Origin of the sequence: Streptomyces sp. MCA2 (assembly GCF_023544705.1) — a bacterium.
GTDB lineage: Bacteria > Actinomycetota > Actinomycetes > Streptomycetales > Streptomycetaceae > Streptomyces > Streptomyces decoyicus.
In genome coordinates, this window is sequence record NZ_JAMJFM010000044.1 from 20,507 (window position 1) to 39,609 (window position 19,103).

The 19,103-nt window shown below is 70.3% G+C and carries 14 protein-coding genes; 7 read left to right on the top strand and 7 right to left on the bottom strand.

Annotated elements, in window-relative coordinates:
- From M8I34_RS29815 to M8I34_RS29825, 3 genes are all read right to left on the bottom strand, one after another.
- A complete protein-coding gene (locus M8I34_RS29815; protein ID WP_250054588.1) occupies nucleotides 1-840 on the bottom strand; it encodes a hypothetical protein in 840 nt (279 codons plus the stop codon).
- A 276-nt stretch (nucleotides 841-1,116) separates the two neighbouring features.
- The gene (locus M8I34_RS29820) at nucleotides 1,117-3,477 is read right to left on the bottom strand and encodes a tetratricopeptide repeat protein (protein ID WP_250054590.1); all 2,361 of its coding nucleotides are present in this window, start codon (nucleotides 3,475-3,477) and stop codon (nucleotides 1,117-1,119) included.
- Nucleotides 3,478-3,571: 94 nt separating this feature from the next.
- Entirely contained in the window at nucleotides 3,572-3,943 is a 372-nt protein-coding gene (locus M8I34_RS29825) for a hypothetical protein (RefSeq protein ID WP_250054693.1), read from the bottom strand.
- Between the two features lie 235 nt (nucleotides 3,944-4,178).
- Here M8I34_RS29825 and M8I34_RS29830 point away from each other — a divergent pair, with 235 nt between their 5' ends.
- The 3 genes from M8I34_RS29830 to M8I34_RS29840 all read left to right on the top strand — a co-directional run bounded on the left by M8I34_RS29830 (nucleotide 4,179) and on the right by M8I34_RS29840 (nucleotide 8,401).
- Entirely contained in the window at nucleotides 4,179-5,402 is a 1,224-nt protein-coding gene (locus M8I34_RS29830) for a PLP-dependent aminotransferase family protein (RefSeq protein ID WP_250054592.1), read from the top strand.
- Between the two features lie 114 nt (nucleotides 5,403-5,516).
- A complete protein-coding gene (locus tag M8I34_RS29835; protein ID WP_250054594.1) occupies nucleotides 5,517-6,302 on the top strand; it encodes an SDR family oxidoreductase in 786 nt (261 codons plus the stop codon).
- Nucleotides 6,303-6,823: 521 nt separating this feature from the next.
- Nucleotides 6,824-8,401 carry a sodium:solute symporter family protein gene (locus M8I34_RS29840; RefSeq protein WP_250054596.1) on the top strand — a complete coding sequence of 526 codons (1,578 nt, stop codon included), beginning with the start codon at nucleotides 6,824-6,826 and terminating at the stop codon, nucleotides 8,399-8,401.
- Between the two features lie 121 nt (nucleotides 8,402-8,522).
- Here M8I34_RS29840 and M8I34_RS29845 read toward each other — a convergent pair whose 3' ends face one another.
- Nucleotides 8,523-9,644: an ADP-ribosylglycohydrolase family protein gene (locus M8I34_RS29845; RefSeq protein ID WP_250054598.1), complete on the bottom strand. Its 1,122-nt coding sequence runs from the start codon at nucleotides 9,642-9,644 to the stop codon at nucleotides 8,523-8,525.
- A 473-nt stretch (nucleotides 9,645-10,117) separates the two neighbouring features.
- On the opposite strand from M8I34_RS29845, the gene M8I34_RS29850 reads away from it, so the two are divergent.
- Together M8I34_RS29850 and M8I34_RS29855 are read left to right on the top strand one after the other, a co-directional pair.
- Complete coding sequence (locus M8I34_RS29850; protein ID WP_250054600.1) at nucleotides 10,118-11,077, top strand: D-2-hydroxyacid dehydrogenase family protein; 960 nt, start codon at nucleotides 10,118-10,120, stop codon at nucleotides 11,075-11,077.
- A gap of 122 nt (nucleotides 11,078-11,199) precedes the next feature.
- Nucleotides 11,200-11,463 (top strand): hypothetical protein, encoded by a 264-nt coding sequence (locus tag M8I34_RS29855; protein WP_037839439.1) that lies wholly within the window; start codon nucleotides 11,200-11,202, stop codon nucleotides 11,461-11,463.
- Nucleotides 11,464-11,684: 221 nt separating this feature from the next.
- On the opposite strand, the gene M8I34_RS29860 is transcribed toward M8I34_RS29855, so the two are convergent.
- From M8I34_RS29860 to M8I34_RS29870, 3 genes are all read right to left on the bottom strand, one after another.
- Entirely contained in the window at nucleotides 11,685-14,333 is a 2,649-nt protein-coding gene (locus M8I34_RS29860; protein ID WP_284050957.1) for a bifunctional FO biosynthesis protein CofGH, read from the bottom strand.
- Nucleotides 14,334-14,501: 168 nt separating this feature from the next.
- On the bottom strand, nucleotides 14,502-14,900 hold the full coding sequence (locus tag M8I34_RS29865; RefSeq protein ID WP_250054602.1) for a VOC family protein: 399 nt from the start codon (nucleotides 14,898-14,900) through the stop codon (nucleotides 14,502-14,504).
- 394 nt (nucleotides 14,901-15,294) lie between these two features.
- A complete protein-coding gene (locus M8I34_RS29870) occupies nucleotides 15,295-16,119 on the bottom strand; it encodes a TIGR03619 family F420-dependent LLM class oxidoreductase (protein WP_250054630.1) in 825 nt (274 codons plus the stop codon).
- Between the two features lie 173 nt (nucleotides 16,120-16,292).
- Between M8I34_RS29870 and M8I34_RS29875 the strand changes: the two genes are divergently transcribed.
- Both M8I34_RS29875 and M8I34_RS29880 read left to right on the top strand, forming a co-directional pair.
- Complete coding sequence (locus M8I34_RS29875; RefSeq protein ID WP_250054642.1) at nucleotides 16,293-17,813, top strand: CehA/McbA family metallohydrolase; 1,521 nt, start codon at nucleotides 16,293-16,295, stop codon at nucleotides 17,811-17,813.
- Nucleotides 17,814-18,029: 216 nt separating this feature from the next.
- A complete protein-coding gene (locus M8I34_RS29880; protein WP_250054644.1) occupies nucleotides 18,030-18,935 on the top strand; it encodes a zinc-binding dehydrogenase in 906 nt (301 codons plus the stop codon).
- Nucleotides 18,936-19,103 lie beyond the last annotated feature (168 nt).

Sequence of the window (19,103 nt, forward strand, 5' to 3'; positions counted from 1 at the left end):
TCAACGGAGCTCATCGACATAGCGGTCGGTTCCCGGCAATGTGGGAATGAAGGGCGCAACCAATTCCACGGAGCCGAGACCATGATCCGCCACGAGGGAATCCAGCCCCGCGAAACGCTCACTCCAGCACACTCGCGGATCCTGCTCCAGGAACCATAGGAGCGTCACACGGCTCTCCACCCCCTCCACCTGCTTGACGTACGACATTCGGTCCGTCGGCAGCGGGTGCGGGCAAAAGGCCATCACCATGGCCGCCGGAGATCCGGTCAGCCTTTCCTTGAGGTGCTCCGCGCACAGCCACTCGAGAAGTTCGGAGCGCTGACCGGCATCAGCGGTATCGATAACCTGCACGACCAACCCGTCGTAGGGGTAATGCAAGGCATGGAAATCACGGGGGCCGTCGGCGCCGTCTCGGTAGACCGTGGCCACATGCTCGTGGAAGGCCGTAAAGACATGGGTCCGATCGCGATAGACGCGGTCGTCCTCATTGAGGCGCTGATTGATTCCCACGCTCCACTTGATGTGTTCGGGATAGCGCCCCTTTGTCACCCAGTATGTCGATATATAACAACCACTGGTCACCGGCCGGGCGACCGCGGACTCCGTCGGGTACCTGAGGAGCTGGAGGTCACGCGTCGCCACCCATCGACGCCCCGCATACATCCATGGCATGGCCATGGCTCCAGCGATGAAGTGATCGTCCTCGTACCACCTGTTATAGGCACGCTCGTGTCCGGCATGCGGCTCCACCATCGTGATCAGCGCATGCCCCGGACTGACGCCGTACGGGCCCACGCCGGCCAACTGGGCATACGCGTCCACGTGCGTGACCTCGTCCATCGCAACACTCCCAGGGCAGGCAGATCTGACGGAGCACCATTCTGATACTCCGTCAGATTGCTGGCTAGGGCCTGTCGTTTGGATCAGGCTGGATCAGGGAGCGGGGTCTGGTGCGTGCAGCTGCAAGGCGGAGGAGGGAGTCGACGCGGAGCGGGTGGGGTCTCCCCTGCTCGAGCGAAGCCGAGAGCTTGGGGAAGAGTGACGACAGCGCCGCAGATGCGCGTGCCAGACCCCGCGAGCCCGGCCTGATCCAAACGACACGCCCTAGGGGTGCAGCTACCGCGCCGCGTCCTCCGCCGCCCGCAACGCGGCGAGACAGTCGATCGTCTCCTGGTGATCCTCGCCGAGCGCGCGCCGGCAGGCTTCGAGCGTCGCCCTCCCCAGCTCGACCGCCTCTTCCGCACGCCCGGCGGCATGCGCGATACGCACGAGTTCGATACGGATGAGCAGCGTGTGGTGGTGCTCATCTCCGAGCATCGATTGCCGCACGCCGAGGACTTCCTCCGCCAGGCGCTGGGCTTCCTCACACTGGCCAAGGCCCCGAAGGACCATGGCGAGCCGATTTGCGCTGGCCATCGCGAGCCAGTGCTGCTCACCGTGCACCCGCCTACAGGCCTCCAGAGCGCGGCGGGCCGGACCCTCGGCATCCGCCGGCCTGCCCACTTCGTCGAGCACAAATGCCCTGGTGAGGGTGCTGCTGATGGTGATGGGATGCTCCGCTCCCAGCACCCTTTCGCTGACCTCACAGATCTCTTCGGAGATCCGGACGTTCTCCTCCTCATCCCCCATGCGGCACAACACCTCCGCCAGAAGGCCTCGGCTGTGCAAGGTGTCGGGGTGCCCCTTGCCCAGGACCCGCTCGCGCCCCTCCGCGGCCCGGCGGACCGTGCGCTCGGCAGCCGGCCAGTCCCCCAGGTAGTAGAGGCCGAAGAACAGCTCATGCGCGCTGCGCAGCGTGTCCGGGGAATCGGCGCCCAAAGTGCGCTCGCGCCGTGTCAGCACCTCACGGTGCAAGGAGATCGCGGCATCGTGTTCGTCGGTCCAGACGAGAGTCCGGGCGAGCTGGTGCTGGTCCTCGAGGAGAGCCGGGTCGTCTGCCGGAGCATTCCGCTGGGCCACTTCGACCACACGTTGCGCCAGCGGATGCGCACTGAGCTCCTCACCTCGCGTCATCAGGTCGTCGCGGAGCTGTCGGGCCGACGCCAAGGCGGCGGCAATGACCTGCTCGCTGCCTTCCGCTTCCGCGTTCCGGAGTAATTGGACAGCGTGCGGGGTCATCATGTTTCGCATGCGATCTCCAGCAGGTGTGGGGACTTCCTCCGGGCGGGCCCGGAGGAAGAGAGAGGCAGCCGCAACCAACAGGGGTGCACGCATGCGCGCGGGGATGCCCCCGAAGACCGTGTCGAGCACCAGCGCGTGGAGCTGCACGATACGAGTGGGCGGTTCACCACCCTGGCCGGGGTAATCCTCGACCAGGACCAAGGCCTGGCCGATGAGCCCTCGCAGGCATGCCGCAACTCGGCTGCTGGAAAGCGGCGGTTGGAGCCTTCCCAGCCCGGCGGCCTCCAACTCTCCTGGCCGGATCAGGCTGATGGGCAGTGGATCAGGGGCGAAGCAGCTGAACACACGCATGAGCGTGCCGGCGTCCGGCAGCCCTCGCTCCGCCAGCGCATCGAGCGAGAGTTGCCAGGTGCTGCCGAGGGTCCGCCGCATATCGGTGTCCCAGGGGACGCTTCCGTTATCGATCTGCACACTCGGTTGATGCGCGAGCCGACGGCGGAAGTCGGCCATCGTCACCGCCTCCAGCAGCTGATCGGAAAGCTGCGACCCGACGAGCGTGAGAGCCAGCGGAAGACGGCCCACTGCCTGCGCCAGCTCCAGTGCGTCCTTGTCGCTCCCTGTGGCGGGCGCGAGGTCACTCAGCACCAGGGCCGCATCCTGCGGCGGCAGCAGACCGATGTGGTGGAGTTCGGCGTCTGCCCAGACCGGCGACTGGGCCTGCCGTGTGGTCACCAGGACGGTCCCGTGCCGGCTGGACCTGAGCCATCCGCCGTCGAGGAAGGTGGGGTCATCGGCGTTGTCCATCACGAGTATCCACGGCGTGCCCGGCCGGTCCAGGTACCCCCAGACCAGGTCCGCGGCCGGCCGAAGCCCTCGATGGACCGCGTCGAGTTCCGCAGTGGTGGCACCTCGCTCGGCGGCGACGGACAGCATGCCCGCACGCAATACGGAACGGCTGGCGGAACTCACCCAGAATCCCTCAACGGCACGGCCGCTGACCGTCTCATCGAAGACGAACCGCGACAGCGTGGTCTTGCCGCATCCGCCCATTCCGTGCAGCACATGGATCCGCGCACCGTCCCGAGTCGTCACGGCGGAGACCAGCTTCGCCTTGGCCTCGTCCCGATTCCGTACGACGACGGGCTTCGGTGCCGCCAGGGGCACCCGAATCGAGTCCGGTCCCGCTTCCCTGGCTTCCGGAGACTGCTGCGGGAAGGGCTGTCCCGTCGCATCACCGCCGTAGTGGTGGTGATGCTCAGTGATGTGCTGATCTCTGTCTGCTTGGAAAACTCTCCCGTGACCGTGGGCCACGACTTCGGGAGTCCCGATATTCCCGCGAGGATCCTGCTCCGACATTCTCTTGAACTCCTCTGCCGGCCACGCTGGTTCACTGCCTCGTCCCGTGAGTGCGCCCTTCAGGACGCGGGAGATACCCTTGTGCGGGCTTCGCTCACGCTTCCCGGATGGTCTGGTTGCCACCCGCTTGATAGACGCGAGCATGGCCGGAGGCCGTCGCGTTCATCTGCACCTGTCCGATGCGGGACTGCTCGGCAGGGGCCAGCAGCGGACTCAACTCCTCGTCCAGGACACGGCGCAGTTCGTTCGCGAGGGAGGGATCGTCCCGGAGGAGCCTGCGCAGACGGCGCTGCCAGTCGGCGGCGAGTTCCTCCTCCGCCTGCGCGTCGCCTTCGTCGCGGGCCGCGATCACCTCCGACCGGACGTCGGCGAGCTCGGCCTCGATGGCAGGCACCCGGTCCGGATGCGCTCGGCGCCACAGAGCCACCGCTGCCTCGCGGGCGTGCTGCCAGGCATCGGTTGCCATGCTGCTCACCAAGGCAGTTCCCGCCGCGAGTACCAACGGATCCATTCCGCGCCCCCATTCGAAGTAATCCACGTCTGGAGGTCACCGTAGCCGGACCGCACGACATCACTCCGAGGCTTTCCCCTGTGAAGGCCCACCATGCGGGCACCCCTGCACACCGCTCGTCGGCACGCTTAGGCTGCCTGTGTCTGTAGCTGACGCCGGTTGAACGCAGACACGAGCGATGGGAGCCGCCATGTCGGACGCGATCCTTGCCCACGCAGTCACTGCCGTCCCGGAGCTCGCCGCGCGTGTGGCGCGGACCCGCAGCTCGCCGGTGCGCGACATCCTGGCGCTCACGGCCCGTCCCGAGGTCATCTCGTTCGCCGGTGGGCTGCCCGCGCCCGAGCTGTTCGATGCGGCGGGTATAGCGGCCGCCTTCCGGCATGTGCTGACCGAGGACCCGATGCGGGCCCTTCAGTACTCCACCAGCGAGGGCGATCCGGCGCTGCGCGCGGCCGTCGCGGCGCGTACGACCGCGCGCGGGCTGCCCACCGACGCCGACGACCTGGTGGTGACCACCGGCTCCCAGCAGGGACTGACGCTGCTGGCCACGGCTCTGCTGGAGCCGGGTGATGTGGTGCTGGTCGAGGACCCCTGCTACCTCGCGGCGCTCCAGATCTTCTCCTTCACCGGTGCGCGAGTGGTGCCGGTGCCGACCGATGACGAGGGTCTGGACCCGGCCGCGCTGGACGAGATCACCGCGCGCGAGCGGCCCAAGCTGCTCTACCTGGTGCCGACCTTCCAGAATCCGACCGGCCGCACGCTGTCCGTCGAGCGCCGGGCCGCGGTCGCCGAGGTCGCCGCCCGGCGGGGGCTGTGGATCGCCGAGGACGACCCGTACAGCGAGCTGCGTTTCGAGGGTGAGCCGGTGCCGTGGGTCGCGTCGTTCCCCGGAGCGGAGGACCGTACGGCGCTGCTCGGCTCGTTCTCCAAGGTGATGGCGCCCGGGATGCGGCTGGGTTCGCTGCGTGCGCCGGCCGCGTTGCGGCGCGCCTGTGTCCTCGCCAAGCAGGCCGCCGACCTGCACACCTCGACCGTCGACCAGGCCGCCGCGGCACGGTACTTGGCGGTCGCGGACCTGGACGCACATCTGCGGCGGGTGCGCGACGCCTACCGCGAGCGGCGGGACGCGCTGGTCGACGGGCTCCCCGCGGCGCTGCCCGAGGGCTCGCGGTGGAACCGTCCCGCGGGCGGCATGTTCGTGTGGGCGACGCTGCCCGAGGGATACGACGCGACGGCGCTGCTGCCCGAGGTGGTGCGGCATGACGTCGCCTATGTCCCCGGGGCGCCGTTCTTCGCCGGGCCGCCGGACGCCACGGCCGTCCGGCTGTCGTTCGTGACGCACTCCCCGGAGGAGATCCGCGAGGGTCTGGGGCGGCTGCGGAAGGCGCTGGAGGGCGTGCGACGGGACGGCTGAGCCCGGGAGACCCCTACCGTCACGGTGCACGAACGGCCCTGGTCTTCCCGGGCCTCCGGGCCTAACCTGACGCTCCATCAGGAGTGAGTTGGGCGGCCCGGCCGGGAGGCACACATGCTGCTGCGGAACAAGACCGTCATCGTCTCGGGCGTAGGCGCCGGGCTCGGCCATCAGGTCGCGGCGGCCTGTGTACGGGACGGCGCCTCGGTGGTGCTGGGCGCCCGTACGGAGGCGAATCTCGCCAAGTCGGCGGCGCAGATCGACCCTTCGGGGGCGCGTACGGCCTGGCGGGCGACCGATATCAGCGACGAGGCGCAGTGCGAGGCGCTGGCCGCGCTGGCCGTGGAGCGGTTCGGGGGTATCGACGCGGTGATCCATGTCGCCGCGCTGGACTCGCTCTTCGGGGGCCTGCGGGACGCCGACTTCGACTCCTGGCGCGGCGTCGTGGACGTCAACCTCTTCGGCACGCTGCGGATGACCCGCGCCTGTCTGCCCTCGCTCGTGGCGCGCGGCGGCGGGTCCGTGGTGATGATCGGCACCCAGTCGTCGGTCGCCGCGCCCTCGCAGGTACAGCAGGCGGCGTACGCGGCGTCCAAGGGCGCGCTGGTCTCGGCGATGTACTCGCTGGCACGCGAGCTGGGGCCGGACCGGATACGGGTCAACACCGTGCAGCCCGGCTGGATGTGGGGGCCGCCGGTGCAGGCGTATGTGCGGTTCCAGGCGCACGGCGAAGGCGTCCCGGAGTCCGAGGTGCTGGGCCGCCTCACGGAGCGGATGGCGCTGCCCGAGCTGGCGACGGACGCGGATGTGGCCGAGACCGCGGTCTTTCTGGCCTCGGACCGGGCGCGCGCCATCACGGGCCAGTCGCTGCTGGTCAACGCCGGAGAGCTGATGCGGTAGCGGGCCCTCTGGGCTGTCTTCTCTGGGCTGTCTTCAGTGGGCGGGCTCCTCTGGTGGCCTTCTCTGGGTGGCCTCCTCTGGGTGGCCTCCTCTGCGGCGGTCTCCTCTCGGACGGCACCTGCGGGCTGCGCGCGTTGCGCTCCGGCGTGGTGGGGCCGGCGTTGGGGATGGGATGGACTGAGCCGGGCCGGATCCGACCGGGCAGCCGTACGGGATCCCGCACCCCGTGCGGCTGTTTTGGTGCCGGTGTCAGTGCGTGCGTTCGGGCAAACGGCGCCCGGCGAAGTGTGCGCTCATCGTGTGTTCGGCGGCGCGTCCGGGACAACGCCCCCGAGAGTCAAGAGACGGCAAAATCGTTCGCTTTGCTGATCCCCGTTCACATCCATGACCCTCGACACCCTTGACCGGCCCGCTCGTTGAGCGGTTCAATCCCCCAAGTCCCCACTCCCGCAGGGGATACCGCCCCACAGGACGTCACGGCGAAGTGATGCACGTTCACAAGGCGGACCCCTGGAGGGGGCATGAACAGTCTCGACTGGGCCGTGCTCATCGGCTACTTCGGCGTGATGATCGCGATCGGTGTGTGGTCGCACAAGCGGGTGGACGACGTCAGCGACTTCTTCACCGCGGGCGGCAAGATGCCGTGGTGGCTGTCCGGCATCTCCCACCACATGTCCGGCTACAGCGCGGTGATGTTCACCGGCTACGCCGGCATCGCCTACCAATACGGCATCACCTCTTACGTCACCTGGTCCTTCCCCATCGCGATCGGCGTCGCCATCGGGGCCCAGCTCTTCGCGGGGCGGCTCAACCGGCTGCGTTCGCGGCTGGGTGTCGCCTCGCCCCTGGAGTACCTCAAGAGCCGCTACAACCTGCCGACGCAGCAGGCGCTGGCCTGGTCCGGGGTGCTGCTGAAGATCGTGGACGTGGGGGCCAAGTGGGCCGCGATCGCCACCCTGTTGTCCGTCTTCACCGGCATCTCGCTCAACCAGGGCATCCTGATCACGGGCGTGATCACCGGCATCTACTGCACGGTCGGCGGGCTGTGGGCGGACGCGCTGACCGAGCTGGGGCAGTTCGTCATCCAGCTGCTGGCCGGTGTCGCGATGCTGGTCACCGTCATGGGCGAGCTGGGCGGCTTCAGCTCGCTGTGGACCGTATGGGAGAGGCTGCCGGACAGCCACACCCAGCCGACCGTCGGCCCGTACACCCTGACCTTCCTGCTCGCCTACCTCTTCATCAAGACCTTCGAGTACAGCGGCGGCATGTGGAACCAGGCCCAACGCTTCATGGCCACCCGCAACGCCCGGGAGGCCAGGCGGTCGGCGCGGCTGTCGGCGGCGCTGTGGTTCGTCTGGCCCGCGGTTCTCTTCTTCCCGATGTGGGTCGCTCCGCTGCTGGTCGAGACGCGGAAGCCGGACGCCTCCGACGCGTATGCACTGCTGACCGAACGTCTGCTGCCGCACGGTCTGCTGGGCCTGGTGATCGTCGGCTTCTTCTCGCACACCATGGCCATGTGCTCCTCGGACGCCAACGCCATCTCCGCGGTGTTCACCCGGGACATCGCGCCGGCCCTCTCGGCGAAGGCGCGCGACTGGTCGCACCGGGCCGGGCTCCTCGCCGCGCGGCTGTCCACGGTCGCCTTCCTGGGGCTCTCGATGGCGATCGCGACCCAGGTCAACTCCCCCACGTTCAAGGACATCATCACCATCGTCATCAAGTGGGTGGCCGGACTGGTCGGCCCGATCTCCATCCCGTTCCTGCTCGGCATGCTGCGGTTCTTCCGCAAGTCCGGCCCCACGGCGGCGCTGGGCTCCTGGGCGGCGGGTCTGTTCGCCTTCTGGCTGACCAACTACGGCCTGAGCGGCGTCCAGTTGCAGGTCCAGATCGTCTCGCCGGTCGCCACGTCACTCGTCCTCTTCGTCCTTCTCGGCTTCGTACGACCGGAGGACACGCCGGAGCGGGATGCGGTGCTGGCGCGCATCAACTCGGACGACGACGGGCCGGAGGGGCCGGCGGCTTCGGTGGCGATTCCCGGGCAGGGGGACGGGGCGGGGGCCGGGGCCAGGGATGGGGATGGGGCGAGGGGCGGGGCGTAGGTCGGGGCGTAGGTCGGTCCGGCCTGGTCCGGCCTGGTTAGGGGTGGTCCGGATCGGAGCGGTTCGGACCGGTTTCAGATCCGACCGGTTCGGATCGGACCGCCCCCAAGCGGCCAGTCGATCAGGCCCGCGGATACCGGGCGAGCCACCCCGGTGACGAACCGGCCGGGCCGTGCAGCGCGGGCCCCTGCGTCATCTCCATCGAGAAGTCGTCGGCCAGCTGGAGGATCGTCTCCCGGCCCTCCAGCTCGACCAGCCACACCGGCGGCAGCGCCGTCTCGCCATGCAGGGTGCCCAGCAGGTTGCCGCAGATGGCGCCGGTGGAATCGCTGTCCCCGCTGTGATTGACGGCGAGCAGCAGGCCGTGCCGGATGTCCTCGGCGACCAGGGCGCAGTACACACCGATCGCCAGCGCCTCCTCGGCCGTCCAGCCCTCGCCCAGCGACTCCACGCGGGCGGGCGTCGGCATGCCCTGCCGTACGGCGCCGAGCGCGCGCTTGAGGGCGTCGGTGGTCTCCTCGTGGCCCGGGCGGGTGGCCAGGTGCGCCAGCGCCTTCTGCACGGCGCCGTCGAGGTCCTCGCCGCGGGCCAGCGAGTGGCTGATCACCGCGAACGCGCCGGCCGCCAGATAGCCGGTGGGGTGGCCGTGCGTCTGCGCCGCGCACTCGACGGCGAGCTGGAAGACCAGCTGCGGTTCCCAGCCGACCAGCAGCCCGAACGGCGCGGAGCGCATCACCGCGCCGCAGCCCTTCGAGTCCGGGTTCTTGGGGGCCTCCAGCGTGCCCATCACCTCGTCGCCGAGGCCGCTCAGGCAGGCCCTGCCGGGTGCCCGGCGGGAGTACATCCACTCCTCGCGGGCGAGCCAGCCGTCGTCCTTCTTGCGCTCGTCCGGGCCCCAGTCGTGCTGGGTGGCGGCCCAGCGCAGATAGGCGCGGTGGACGTCGGTGGGCGGATGCCAGGCGCCGGTGTCGCGGCGCACCTGGGCCCGGATCAGCCCGTCCACGGTGAACAGGGTCATCTGGGTGTCGTCGGTGACCGCTCCGCGCCGCCCGAAGGCGGGTACGAAATCGGACACGCCCTCCTGGCCGTGCGCCTTGCGGATCGCGTCGAGCGAGTCGAATTCGATACCGGCGCCGAGCGCATCGCCGATGGCGCCGCCGAGCAGACAGCCGCGTACCCGGCTGCGGAAGTCCTGCTGCTCCGCACGGCCCCAGATGGCGCCGCCGCCTCCCGCTGCGCTCACTGCGCCCTCCCAAACTGACTACGTCCCGGGGCCTTGCGGGGCCCCTGGCGCAGCACTGTAATCGACCAGGATTGATCAATTTCTGGCCAGGTGAGTATTGCGAATAGTCACTCGCAAGGCGGCTTTTGGCCGGTACGGTCCCGATGGGTCCGTGCTCGACCGATAACGCCTTGGCCGAAACGGCTCGATCGATACCGCTCGATCGATGCCGCTCGATCGACCGATTCGGCTTCGCCGGCCCGGGGCGGTACAGGTCGGGCTCGGGTAGCGGGCGATACGGGGCGCCACGAATCGGCTCGGGTACGGGGCGGCTCGGACACGGGCCGTGCGGGTCGGCTCGGGTACGGGGCGGCTCGGGTACGGGCCGTGCGGGTCGGCTCGGGTACGTCGGCACGAATCGGGTCGGCCCTACCGTCCGTCCGGCCGGCCTGAGCACCGCCATGCCCTCCGTCACACCTCTCGGGAGAATCCATATGACTCCGCGCTGTGCCGTACTCGACGACTACCAGGACATCGCCCTCTCCATGGCCGACTGGTCCGCCTTGGCCGGTGCCGTCGACGTCCGTACGCTGCGGCAGCCGTTCCGCTCCGAGGACGAGGTGGTCGCGGCGATCGGCGACTGCGAGATCGTGGTCGCGATGCGCGAGCGCACCCCGTTCCCCGCCTCGCTCCTCGCCCGGCTGCCCCGTCTCCGGCTCCTGATCACCTCCGGAATGCGCAATGCCGCCATCGACCTGGAAGCCGCCGCGCGGCACGGTGTCACCGTCTGCGGTACGGCCAGCAACACCGAGCCGCCCGTCGAACTGACCTGGGCGCTGATCCTCGGCCTCGCCCGCAGCGTCGTCACCGAGAACGCCGCCATGCGCGCCGACGGCCCCTGGCAGAGCACCCTCGGCGCCGATCTGCACGGCCGTACGCTCGGGCTGCTCGGCCTGGGCAAGATCGGTAGCCGGGTCGCCCGGGTCGGCCAGGCCTTCGGCATGAACGTGACGGCCTGGAGCCAGAACCTCACCGCCGCACGCGCGGCGGAGGCGGGCGTGCATGCCGCCGCCACCAAGGACGAGCTTCTGGAGACCAGCGACTTCGTCTCCGTACACCTCGTCCTCAGCGACCGCACCCGTGGCCTGCTCGGGGCCGGTGAACTCCGCCGGATGCGGCCCACCGCCTACCTCGTCAACACCTCCCGCGCCGCCATCGTCGACCAGCCCGCGCTGCTGCGGGCGCTCCGCGAGAACTGGATCGCCGGCGCCGGTCTCGACGTCTTCGAGCACGAGCCGCTGCCCGCCGGCCACCCCCTGCGCACCCTCCCGAACGTGCTCGCCCTCCCCCACCTCGGCTATGTCACCCGCCGCAACTACGAGAGCTACTTCCCACAGGCCGTCGAAGACATCACCGCCTTCCTGGCGGGCAGCCCGATCCGCCAACTGGGCTGAAGCGAGCGGGGCAGCGGGATGGGTGGGTCCGGCACCACACCTGCCACTCCCTCCCGCCCCGCCCCGTCGGGGGGCTCATTCGTTCGATGATGGCGGCGGCGTGCGCTGGGCATGCTCTCCCCATGTCCGAGTACGAGTGGGATCGCACCACCATGGCTGTCGTCGCCTCCGCACTGTCCGGAGACAGCGACGGCGCGGTGGAACTCCTCCGTCCGCTCCCCCAGAGCGATGTCTGCCATATCGCGGTGCGGCTCGCCGCCATGGCTGCCGACGCACTGATCGTGGCCGCCCAGGACAGCGGAGGCGACCGCGAAGAGGCACTGTCGCAGTGGCAGCAGTGCATCCTCCAGCACGAGGCCGAGTACGAGGGCGAGGGCGGCGAGTAGGGAACCTGGCGGCCGACGACAGGTTCGGGGCCTGCCTCGCCGCCTGCCGGGTCGCCGCCCCGCCGGGTCACCGCCCGCCGGATCACCGCCCTGCCGAATCACCGGCCTGCCGGATCACCACCCCGCCTCCGCAGATTAGCCGTGTGCGGAGTGGCGGACCGGGGGCTGTGGATAACTCCGGAGCGCGCGGCCCGCCTGCTCTACCCGACCAGCCGCCCGCGCTACTCGACCAGGGGCAGGAGTTCCGGCAGCTGCCCGTCCGATGCGAGGGCGACGGTCCGGCGGTCCTCGGTGACCGGGGTGTAGGTCGTGGTGCGGGGGCGGGCCGGGCGGCCGGCCTGGTCGGCGATGGCGACGAGGTCCTGGATGGAGCGGTAGGAGCCGTAACTCGATCCCGCCATACGGGAGATGGTCTCCTCCATCAGCGTGCCGCCCAGGTCGTTGGCGCCGGAACGGAGCATCTCGGCGGCGCCGTCCGTTCCGAGCTTGACCCAGCTGGTCTGGATGTTGGTGAGGTGCGGGTGCAGCAGCACCCGGGCCATCGCCGTCACCGCGCGGTTGTCGCGCGTGGTGGGCCCGGGGCGGGCGATACCGGCGAGGTAGACGGGGGCGTTGGTGTGGATGAAGGGAAGGGTGACGAACTCCGTGAAGCCGCCGGTCTCCTGCTGGATCTGTGCCAGCAGGCGCAGATGGCCGAGCCAGTGCCGCGGCTGGTCGACATGGCCGTACATCATCGTCGAGGACGAGCGGATGCCCAGCTCATGGGCGGTTTTGATGACCTCGACCCAGGTGGCGGTGGGCAGCTTGCCCTTGGTGAGGATCCAGCGGACCTCGTCGTCGAGGATCTCGGCGGCGGTGCCGGGGATGGTGTCCAGACCGGCGGCCTTGGCCTCGGTGAGCCACTCACGGATGGAGAGGCCCGTACGCGACGCGCCGTTGACGACCTCCATGGGCGAGAAGGCGTGCACATGCATGCCGGGGACGCGTTCCTTCACGGCACGCGCGATGTCGAAGTACGCGGTACCGGGCAGGTCGGGGTGGATGCCGCCCTGCATGCACACCTCCACCGCGCCGACATCCCAGGCCTGCTGGGCACGGTCGGCGACCTGGGAGAGGGAGAGCGTGTAGGCGTCGGCGTCGGTGCGGCGCTGGGCGAACGCGCAGAAGCGGCAGCCGGTGTAGCAGACGTTGGTGAAGTTGATGTTCCTGGTGACGATGTAGGTGACGTCGTCGCCCACGGTGTCGCGGCGCAGTTGGTCGGCGATGGTGCAGAGGGCGTCCAGGGCGGGCCCGTCGGCGTGCAGCAGCGCCAGCGCCTCCGCGTCGGTGAGCTTGGTGGGGTCGTCGGCGGCCTGCGACAGAGCCTGCCGTACGTCGGCATCGATGCGCTCCGGCACCATCCCGGGGGCGGCGGCCTCGCGCAGCGCCTCCCAGTCGCCGTAGACCTCGTCGAAGTCATCGCGGCGGTCCGCCGTGCGGCCTTCGGTGTCGATGGTGTGGTGCAGGTCCGTACGGCCCGAGGAGCTCATCGTGAAGCCCTCGTCGGGCTCCTGCCAGGGGCGGCCCACCACCGGGGCGTCCTCGACCGCCAGGCCCGTCTCCGGGTCGGCGAGCGCCCGTACATGGGGCAGCAGGCGGGGGTCGAGCCAGGGCTCGCCGCGCTGGAGGAACTCCGGGTAGATGGGAAGCCGTTCGCGCAGCTCGAAACCGGCGGCGGCGCAGCGTTCGGTCAGCTCGTCGATCTGCGGCCAGGGGCGCTCGGGGTTGACATGGTCGAGGGTCAGCGGGGAGACGCCGCCCCAGTCGTCGATCCCGGCGTCGATGAGCAGCGCATATTCGCCGTCGACGAGGTTGGGCGGCGCCTGGATGCGCGTCGAGGGACCCATGATGTGCCGGGCCACCGCGATCGTCGCGGCCAGTTCCTCCAGCTCGGCGTCCGGCATTCCGCGCATGGCCGTGTCCGGCTTGGCGCGGAAGTTCTGCATGATCAGTTCCTGGATGCCGTGGTAGGCACGCTGGATACGGCGCAGCGCGAAGAGGGAGTCGGCGCGCTCCTCGTAGGTCTCGCCGATACCGATCAGCAGCCCCGTGGTGAAGGGGACGTTGGAGCGGCCGGCGTCCTCCAGGACGCGCAGCCGGACGGCGGGCTCCTTGTCGGGCGATCCGTAGTGGGGGCCGCCGGGCTCGCTCCACAGGCGCTCGGCGGTCGTCTCCAGCATCATCCCCAGGGACGGGGCGACGGGCTTGAGCCGCTGGAAGTCCGTCCAGGACAGCACCCCGGGGTTGAGGTGCGGCAGCAGACCGGTCTCCTCCAGGACGCGGATCGCCATGGCGCGGACGTACGAGAGCGTGTCGTCATAGCCATGCGCCTCCAGCCACTCACGGGCCTCGGGCCAGCGGTCCTCCGGCTTGTCCCCCAGGGTGAAGAGGGCTTCCTTGCAGCCCAGTTCGGCGCCGCGGCGGGCGATGTCCAGCACCTCGTCGGGCGACATGAACATCCCGTGGCCGTCGCGGCGCAGTTTGCCGGGGACGGTGACGAACGTGCAGTAGTGGCACTTGTCCCGGCACAGGCGCGTCAGGGGGATGAAGACCCCGCGCGAGTACGTGATGACTCCGGGGCGGCCGGCGGCCTCCAGGCCGGCATCCCGCACCCGGGCCGCGGAGGCGCACAGGTCCGTGAGGTCCGCGCCGCGCGCCTGGAGCAGCACCGCGGCCTCGCTGACGTCCAGCGCCACACCGTCGCGGGCCCGCTTGAGCGCACGGCGCATCGCGTTGGCCGTCGGCCTGTCCTGTGGAGCGGCTCCGGCGCCCGTTTCGCGGTCGGTCCCTCGGTCGGATGCCTGGTCAGGTCCCTGTGCGCTGGAAGTCATCCTCCGAGGATACGAGCGCACACCGACAGCGCCGCCGCCGGAGATCGAGTGGTTGATGTGCCACTGATCACTGCGGACGGGGGTTCCGTCCGCGCGCTCAGGGGGCACTTCCCGGCGGCGTCGCGCCACACGCCTGCATATCGGCGGGCACGCGTCGGAGTACGCCTCCTACATGCCGGCCAGCAGCTCGTCGGAGTACGTCCGTGTCAAGAACTCCATGTTGTGGCCGTCGGGGTCGTTGAGGTAGAGACCGCGGCCGCCGTCCAGGGTGTTGATCTCCTGCGGCTTGGTGTGCATGGGGTCGGCCCAGTAGGACAGCCCGCGCTCCTGTATGCGACCGAAAATCGCATCGAACTCGTCCTCGGTCACCAGGAACGCATAGTGCGTGGGGACGAACTCGCCGTTGGCGACATGCTCCGCGTAGTCGAGGGCCACCCCGTTGTCCAGCTTGAGGGCGGCGAAGGGGCCGAACGCCTTGGGCTCGGGCGCGCCGAGCAGATCGGCCAGGAACCGGGCGGAGGCGAAACGGTCGGTGCTGTGCACGATCGTGTGGTCGAGGCGAGGCATGGGATCTCCTTTGATCTCTCTGGTCGCGTGATCAGCGTGGCCCCCTGATCTGCTCCATCAGCTCGGACCGTTGACCCTTTGACCTTCATGGACCGTTGATCTTCTTGGCCTGGGCCGTTCTCCCTGGACCGCTGATCCCCGCAACGAGATCCGCGGCCCTCACCTTCGACGCTACGTCCGGAGCGGCGGGCGCGGATCGGTCTCGGGTCCCGACCCGGGCGGGTGTGCCGTACACCTATGGCCCTAGGCCTGGAATGAGGCCCCGGCCCGTGCCCTCGCCGCAGGAGCCCCGCCCGGCATGCGCCTCCCGCTCCGCCACACGTCACCCATCCCGCACGGCACGCCCCCCGTACACGTCACCCATCCCGCACGGCACGCTCCCGTACGTCACCTGTCACAGGTACTGCGCGAAGTCGTCCAACGTCCGCAGGACCTCGGCCTCCCCGGCCGCCGGCAGTTGCAGTACCACTTCCTGAAGGCCCAGCTCGCCGTAGTGCGCCAGCTTCCCGGGCGAGGGGTGGACGGCGTAGGGCACCACCACCGGCTCGCCCGTACGCCCGGCGTCCGACCAGGCGCGCCGCAGCACCGGAAGGGTCTCCGTCAGCCCGCGGCCGCCGATCGGCAGCCACCCGTCCGTGTACTCGGCGATCTGTGCGAAGAGCTTGGGCCCGGCCGCGCCGCCCAGGAGGGTGCGCGGTGCGCCGTGCACCGGCTTGGGGTGGGCGAGGGAGGCCCGGACGGACCCGAATTCGCCGTCGTACGCGGTCGGTTCCTCGGCCCACAGCGCGCGCATCAGCGCCACCCGGTCGCGGGTCAGCGCACGCCGGGTCGACCACTCCACCCCGTGGTCGGCGGCCTCCTCGACGTTCCAGCCGTATCCGATGCCGAGGGTGAAGCGGCCTCCGGAGAGGAAGTCGAGGGTCGCGATCTGCTTGGCGAGGTCGACCGGGTCGTGCTGGGCGACGAGGGTGATGCCGGTGCCCAGGGCGAGCCGCTCGGTGACCGCGGCGGCCTGGCCGAGTGCGATGAACGGGTCGAGGGTGCGGCCGTATTCGCGGGGCAGCGGACCGCCCATGGGGGCGGGGGTGTCCCGGCTGGCGGGGATGTGGGTGTGCTCGGGGAGGTAGAAGCCGGCGAATCCGCGCTGCTCCAGCTCGCGGCCCAGCCGGTCCGGCCGGATCGTCTCGTCGGTCAGGAAGATCGTGGTCGCGATGCGCATGCGAGGACACCTCCGCGTCGGGCGTGTGAGTGACCGCATGTTGCCTCACCGCCCGACGGTTATCCACAGGCCTTTCCCTCTCAGTCACACGCGCGTACAACAGTTTTCACGCGGCGCAACGAGCCGGCCGCACGGCGGAACCAGACGGATACGAGACGGCACGGGGGGCGGGGATGGAACGACGCGACGTTCTGAGACTTTCGGCGGTTGCGGGCGCGACGGGCGCGCTTACGCTCGGACGTGTGAGCTTCGCCGACGCAGCGCCCGCGGCCGGGCAGCCGGGAGGCGGACCGGGTGAGCGGACCCGGCGGGTCACCGGCCTTCTGCCCACGGGCGCGCCGGACTTCGTGTATCTGCCGGTCGAAGTGCCGCACGGGGTCCGCGAGATCGCCGTTGCCTACAGCTACGACAAACCCGCCGTCCCCGAGGGCACGCCCGGCAACGCCTGCGACATCGGCATCTTCGACGAGCGGGGCACGGACCTCGGCGGCGCCGGCTTCCGCGGCTGGTCGGGCGGGGCGCGTACGGAGTTCTTCCTGCGCGCCGACGATGCCACCCCCGGATATCTGCCGGGCCCCGTCAACGCCGGCACCTGGCACATCGCCCTCGGCCCGTACACGGTCGCGCCGCAAGGGCTGTCCTACGACGTCACGATCACCCTGCGGTACGGCCCGCGGGGGGACACCCCGGCGCCCGTCCATCCGCCCGAGCGCGCCCGGGGCCGCGGCCGCGCCTGGTACCGCGGCGACAGCCATCTGCACTCCGTCCACTCCGACGGCAAGCGCACCCCCGCCGAGATCGCCGCGCTGGCCCGCGCCGCCGGGCTGGACTTCATCAACACCTCCGAGCACAACACCACCTCCGCGCACCGCGCCTGGGACGGACTGTGGGGCGATGACCTGCTGATCCTGACCGGCGAAGAGGTCACCACCCGCAATGGGCACGTGGTGGCGATGGGCACCGACCCCGGGGTCTTCATCGACTGGCGCTACCGGGCCCGCGACAACGCCTTCGGAAAGTACGCACGCGCCATCCGGCGGGCCGGAGGCCTGGTCATCCCGGCGCATCCGCACGCCACCTGCATCGGCTGCAACTGGAAGTTCGGGCTGAACGAAGCCGATGCGGTGGAGGTCTGGAACGGCCCGTACACCCCCGATGACGAAATCACCCTCGCCGAGTGGGACAACGCCCTGGTCGCGCACACCCGTGGCCGCGCGGACTGGCTGCCGGCCGTCGGCCACAGCGACGCCCATCGCGACCCGGACGTCGTGGGCCTGCCGCAGACCGTGGTGCTCGCCGACGATCTCTCGCGCCGCGCCCTGCAAGACGGCATCCGGGCGGGCCGGGTCTGGATCGCCGAGTCGTCGAAGGTCGAGCTGGCCTTCTCCGTCACCGGTGAGCGTGGCGAACACGCCGGGATCGCCGAGCGGCTGGCGGTCTCCCGTACGGCGAAGGTCACCGCGCAGCTGAAGGTCTCCGGCACCCCGGGCTGCACGGTCTCCTTCGTCACCGACCAGGGACGGCTGTACTCCGCCCCGCTGCCCGCCTCGGGCAACGGCACCGTCAGCTGGCAGACCACCCCGGATTACGCGGCCTATATACGCGCCGAAGTCCGCCACCCCTCGACCACAGCGGGCCTGCCGGGCCCCATGGCGGCCATGACCAACCCGATCTTCCTGGGCCGCTGGGGCTGAGGAAGGCCGGGCAGGGCTGGAGGGCCGAGGCGCGGCTGGAGGGCCGAGGCGCGGCGAGGGAGCAGGCCCCGCACACCCAGCCACCCGGACACCCGGGCACCCCGGACACCCGGAAGACACCCAGGAACTCGCCGCACCGACGACGGAATAACCGGAGTGACCCACCGGTTACCTGGAGCATCAGCGTCAATGCCGAACCCCTTAGGGAGATTTCCGATGCGCGCCCTCGTTGTCGATCACTCCGTACCTGGCCGTCTGTCCCTGGGTGACGTCGCCGATCCCGTCCCCGGGCCCGACGAGGTACTGGTCAAGATCAGCGCGATTTCGCTGAACTACGGTGAGCTGCCCAAGTCCGACGAGGACGCCGAGGGCACCGTCCCGGGCTGGGACGCCGCCGGTGTGGTCGAGCGGGCCGCCGCCAGTGGCCGCGGCCCCAAGCCCGGCGACCGTGTCATCACCTGGGGCTGGAACGCCGGCTGGGCCGAGCTGCGCGCCGTCCCGGTCGATGAACTGGCCGTGCTGCCCGACTCGGTGGACTTCACCACGGCCGCCGCCCTCCCCGTCGCCGGGCTGACGGCACTGCGCGCACTCCGTACGGCCGGAGTGCTGCCCGGACAGCGCGTCGCCATCACCGGCGCTTCCGGCGGCGTGGGACGCTTCGCCGTCCAACTCGCGCACCAGGCCGGTGCCGAGGTGTTCGCGTTCGTCGGCAGCCCGGCACGCGGGGCGGGCCTGGCCGCGCTCGGCGCGGACCACATCCTGACCAGTGTGGCCGACCTCGACGGGACGGTGGATGTGGTGCTGGACAACGTCGGCGGCTCCCTGCTCGGCGAGCTGCTGGGCCGGATATCCCCCGACGGCACGGTCATCTCCATCGGCGCCACGTCGTCCGAGCCGACCCCGATCCAGCCGTACCAACTGGTCATCAACCGACTGAAGCTGATCGGCATGCAGGCAGGCGGCAATACCGGCCCCGATCTGGCCCATCTCGTGCGCCTCGTCGCCGAGGGCCGCCTTCGGTCGAGCGTGGACCGGGTGGCGGACTGGGCACAGGCCGGCGAGACCGCCACCGCCCTCATCAACCGCGAGATCCGCGGAAAGGCGGTCCTGACGATCGACTGAACACGCGGGCTGGATAAGCCGATTCATCGACATCGACGACCGGCCACCGGCCTACGGGCCTGCCCGACAGCGGCAGGCCCGCGAAGGTCCGGCAAACGACCCCAGGCGGTCCCAGGCGGTTCCTCGCAGACAGCCCCAGGCGGCTCCCCGGCGGTTCCTCGCAGACAG

Bases quoted from the DNA above. Each gene is read 5' to 3' on its own strand.
- M8I34_RS29865 (WP_250054602.1), bottom strand. From the start codon at position 14,900: ATGCCTCGCCTCGACCACACGATCGTGCACAGCACCGACCGTTTCGCC.
- M8I34_RS29850 (WP_250054600.1), top strand. From the start codon at position 10,118: ATGACTCCGCGCTGTGCCGTACTCGACGACTACCAGGACATCGCCCTC.
- M8I34_RS29830 (WP_250054592.1), top strand. From the start codon at position 4,179: ATGTCGGACGCGATCCTTGCCCACGCAGTCACTGCCGTCCCGGAGCTC.
- M8I34_RS29815 (WP_250054588.1), bottom strand. From the start codon at position 840: ATGGACGAGGTCACGCACGTGGACGCGTATGCCCAGTTGGCCGGCGTG.
- M8I34_RS29820 (WP_250054590.1), bottom strand. From the start codon at position 3,477: ATGTCGGAGCAGGATCCTCGCGGGAATATCGGGACTCCCGAAGTCGTG.
- M8I34_RS29825 (WP_250054693.1), bottom strand. From the start codon at position 3,943: ATGGCAACCGATGCCTGGCAGCACGCCCGCGAGGCAGCGGTGGCTCTG.
- M8I34_RS29855 (WP_037839439.1), top strand. From the start codon at position 11,200: ATGTCCGAGTACGAGTGGGATCGCACCACCATGGCTGTCGTCGCCTCC.
- M8I34_RS29860 (WP_284050957.1), bottom strand. From the start codon at position 14,333: ATGACTTCCAGCGCACAGGGACCTGACCAGGCATCCGACCGAGGGACC.
- M8I34_RS29875 (WP_250054642.1), top strand. From the start codon at position 16,293: ATGGAACGACGCGACGTTCTGAGACTTTCGGCGGTTGCGGGCGCGACG.
- M8I34_RS29835 (WP_250054594.1), top strand. From the start codon at position 5,517: ATGCTGCTGCGGAACAAGACCGTCATCGTCTCGGGCGTAGGCGCCGGG.
- M8I34_RS29870 (WP_250054630.1), bottom strand. From the start codon at position 16,119: ATGCGCATCGCGACCACGATCTTCCTGACCGACGAGACGATCCGGCCG.
- M8I34_RS29880 (WP_250054644.1), top strand. From the start codon at position 18,030: ATGCGCGCCCTCGTTGTCGATCACTCCGTACCTGGCCGTCTGTCCCTG.
- M8I34_RS29840 (WP_250054596.1), top strand. From the start codon at position 6,824: ATGAACAGTCTCGACTGGGCCGTGCTCATCGGCTACTTCGGCGTGATG.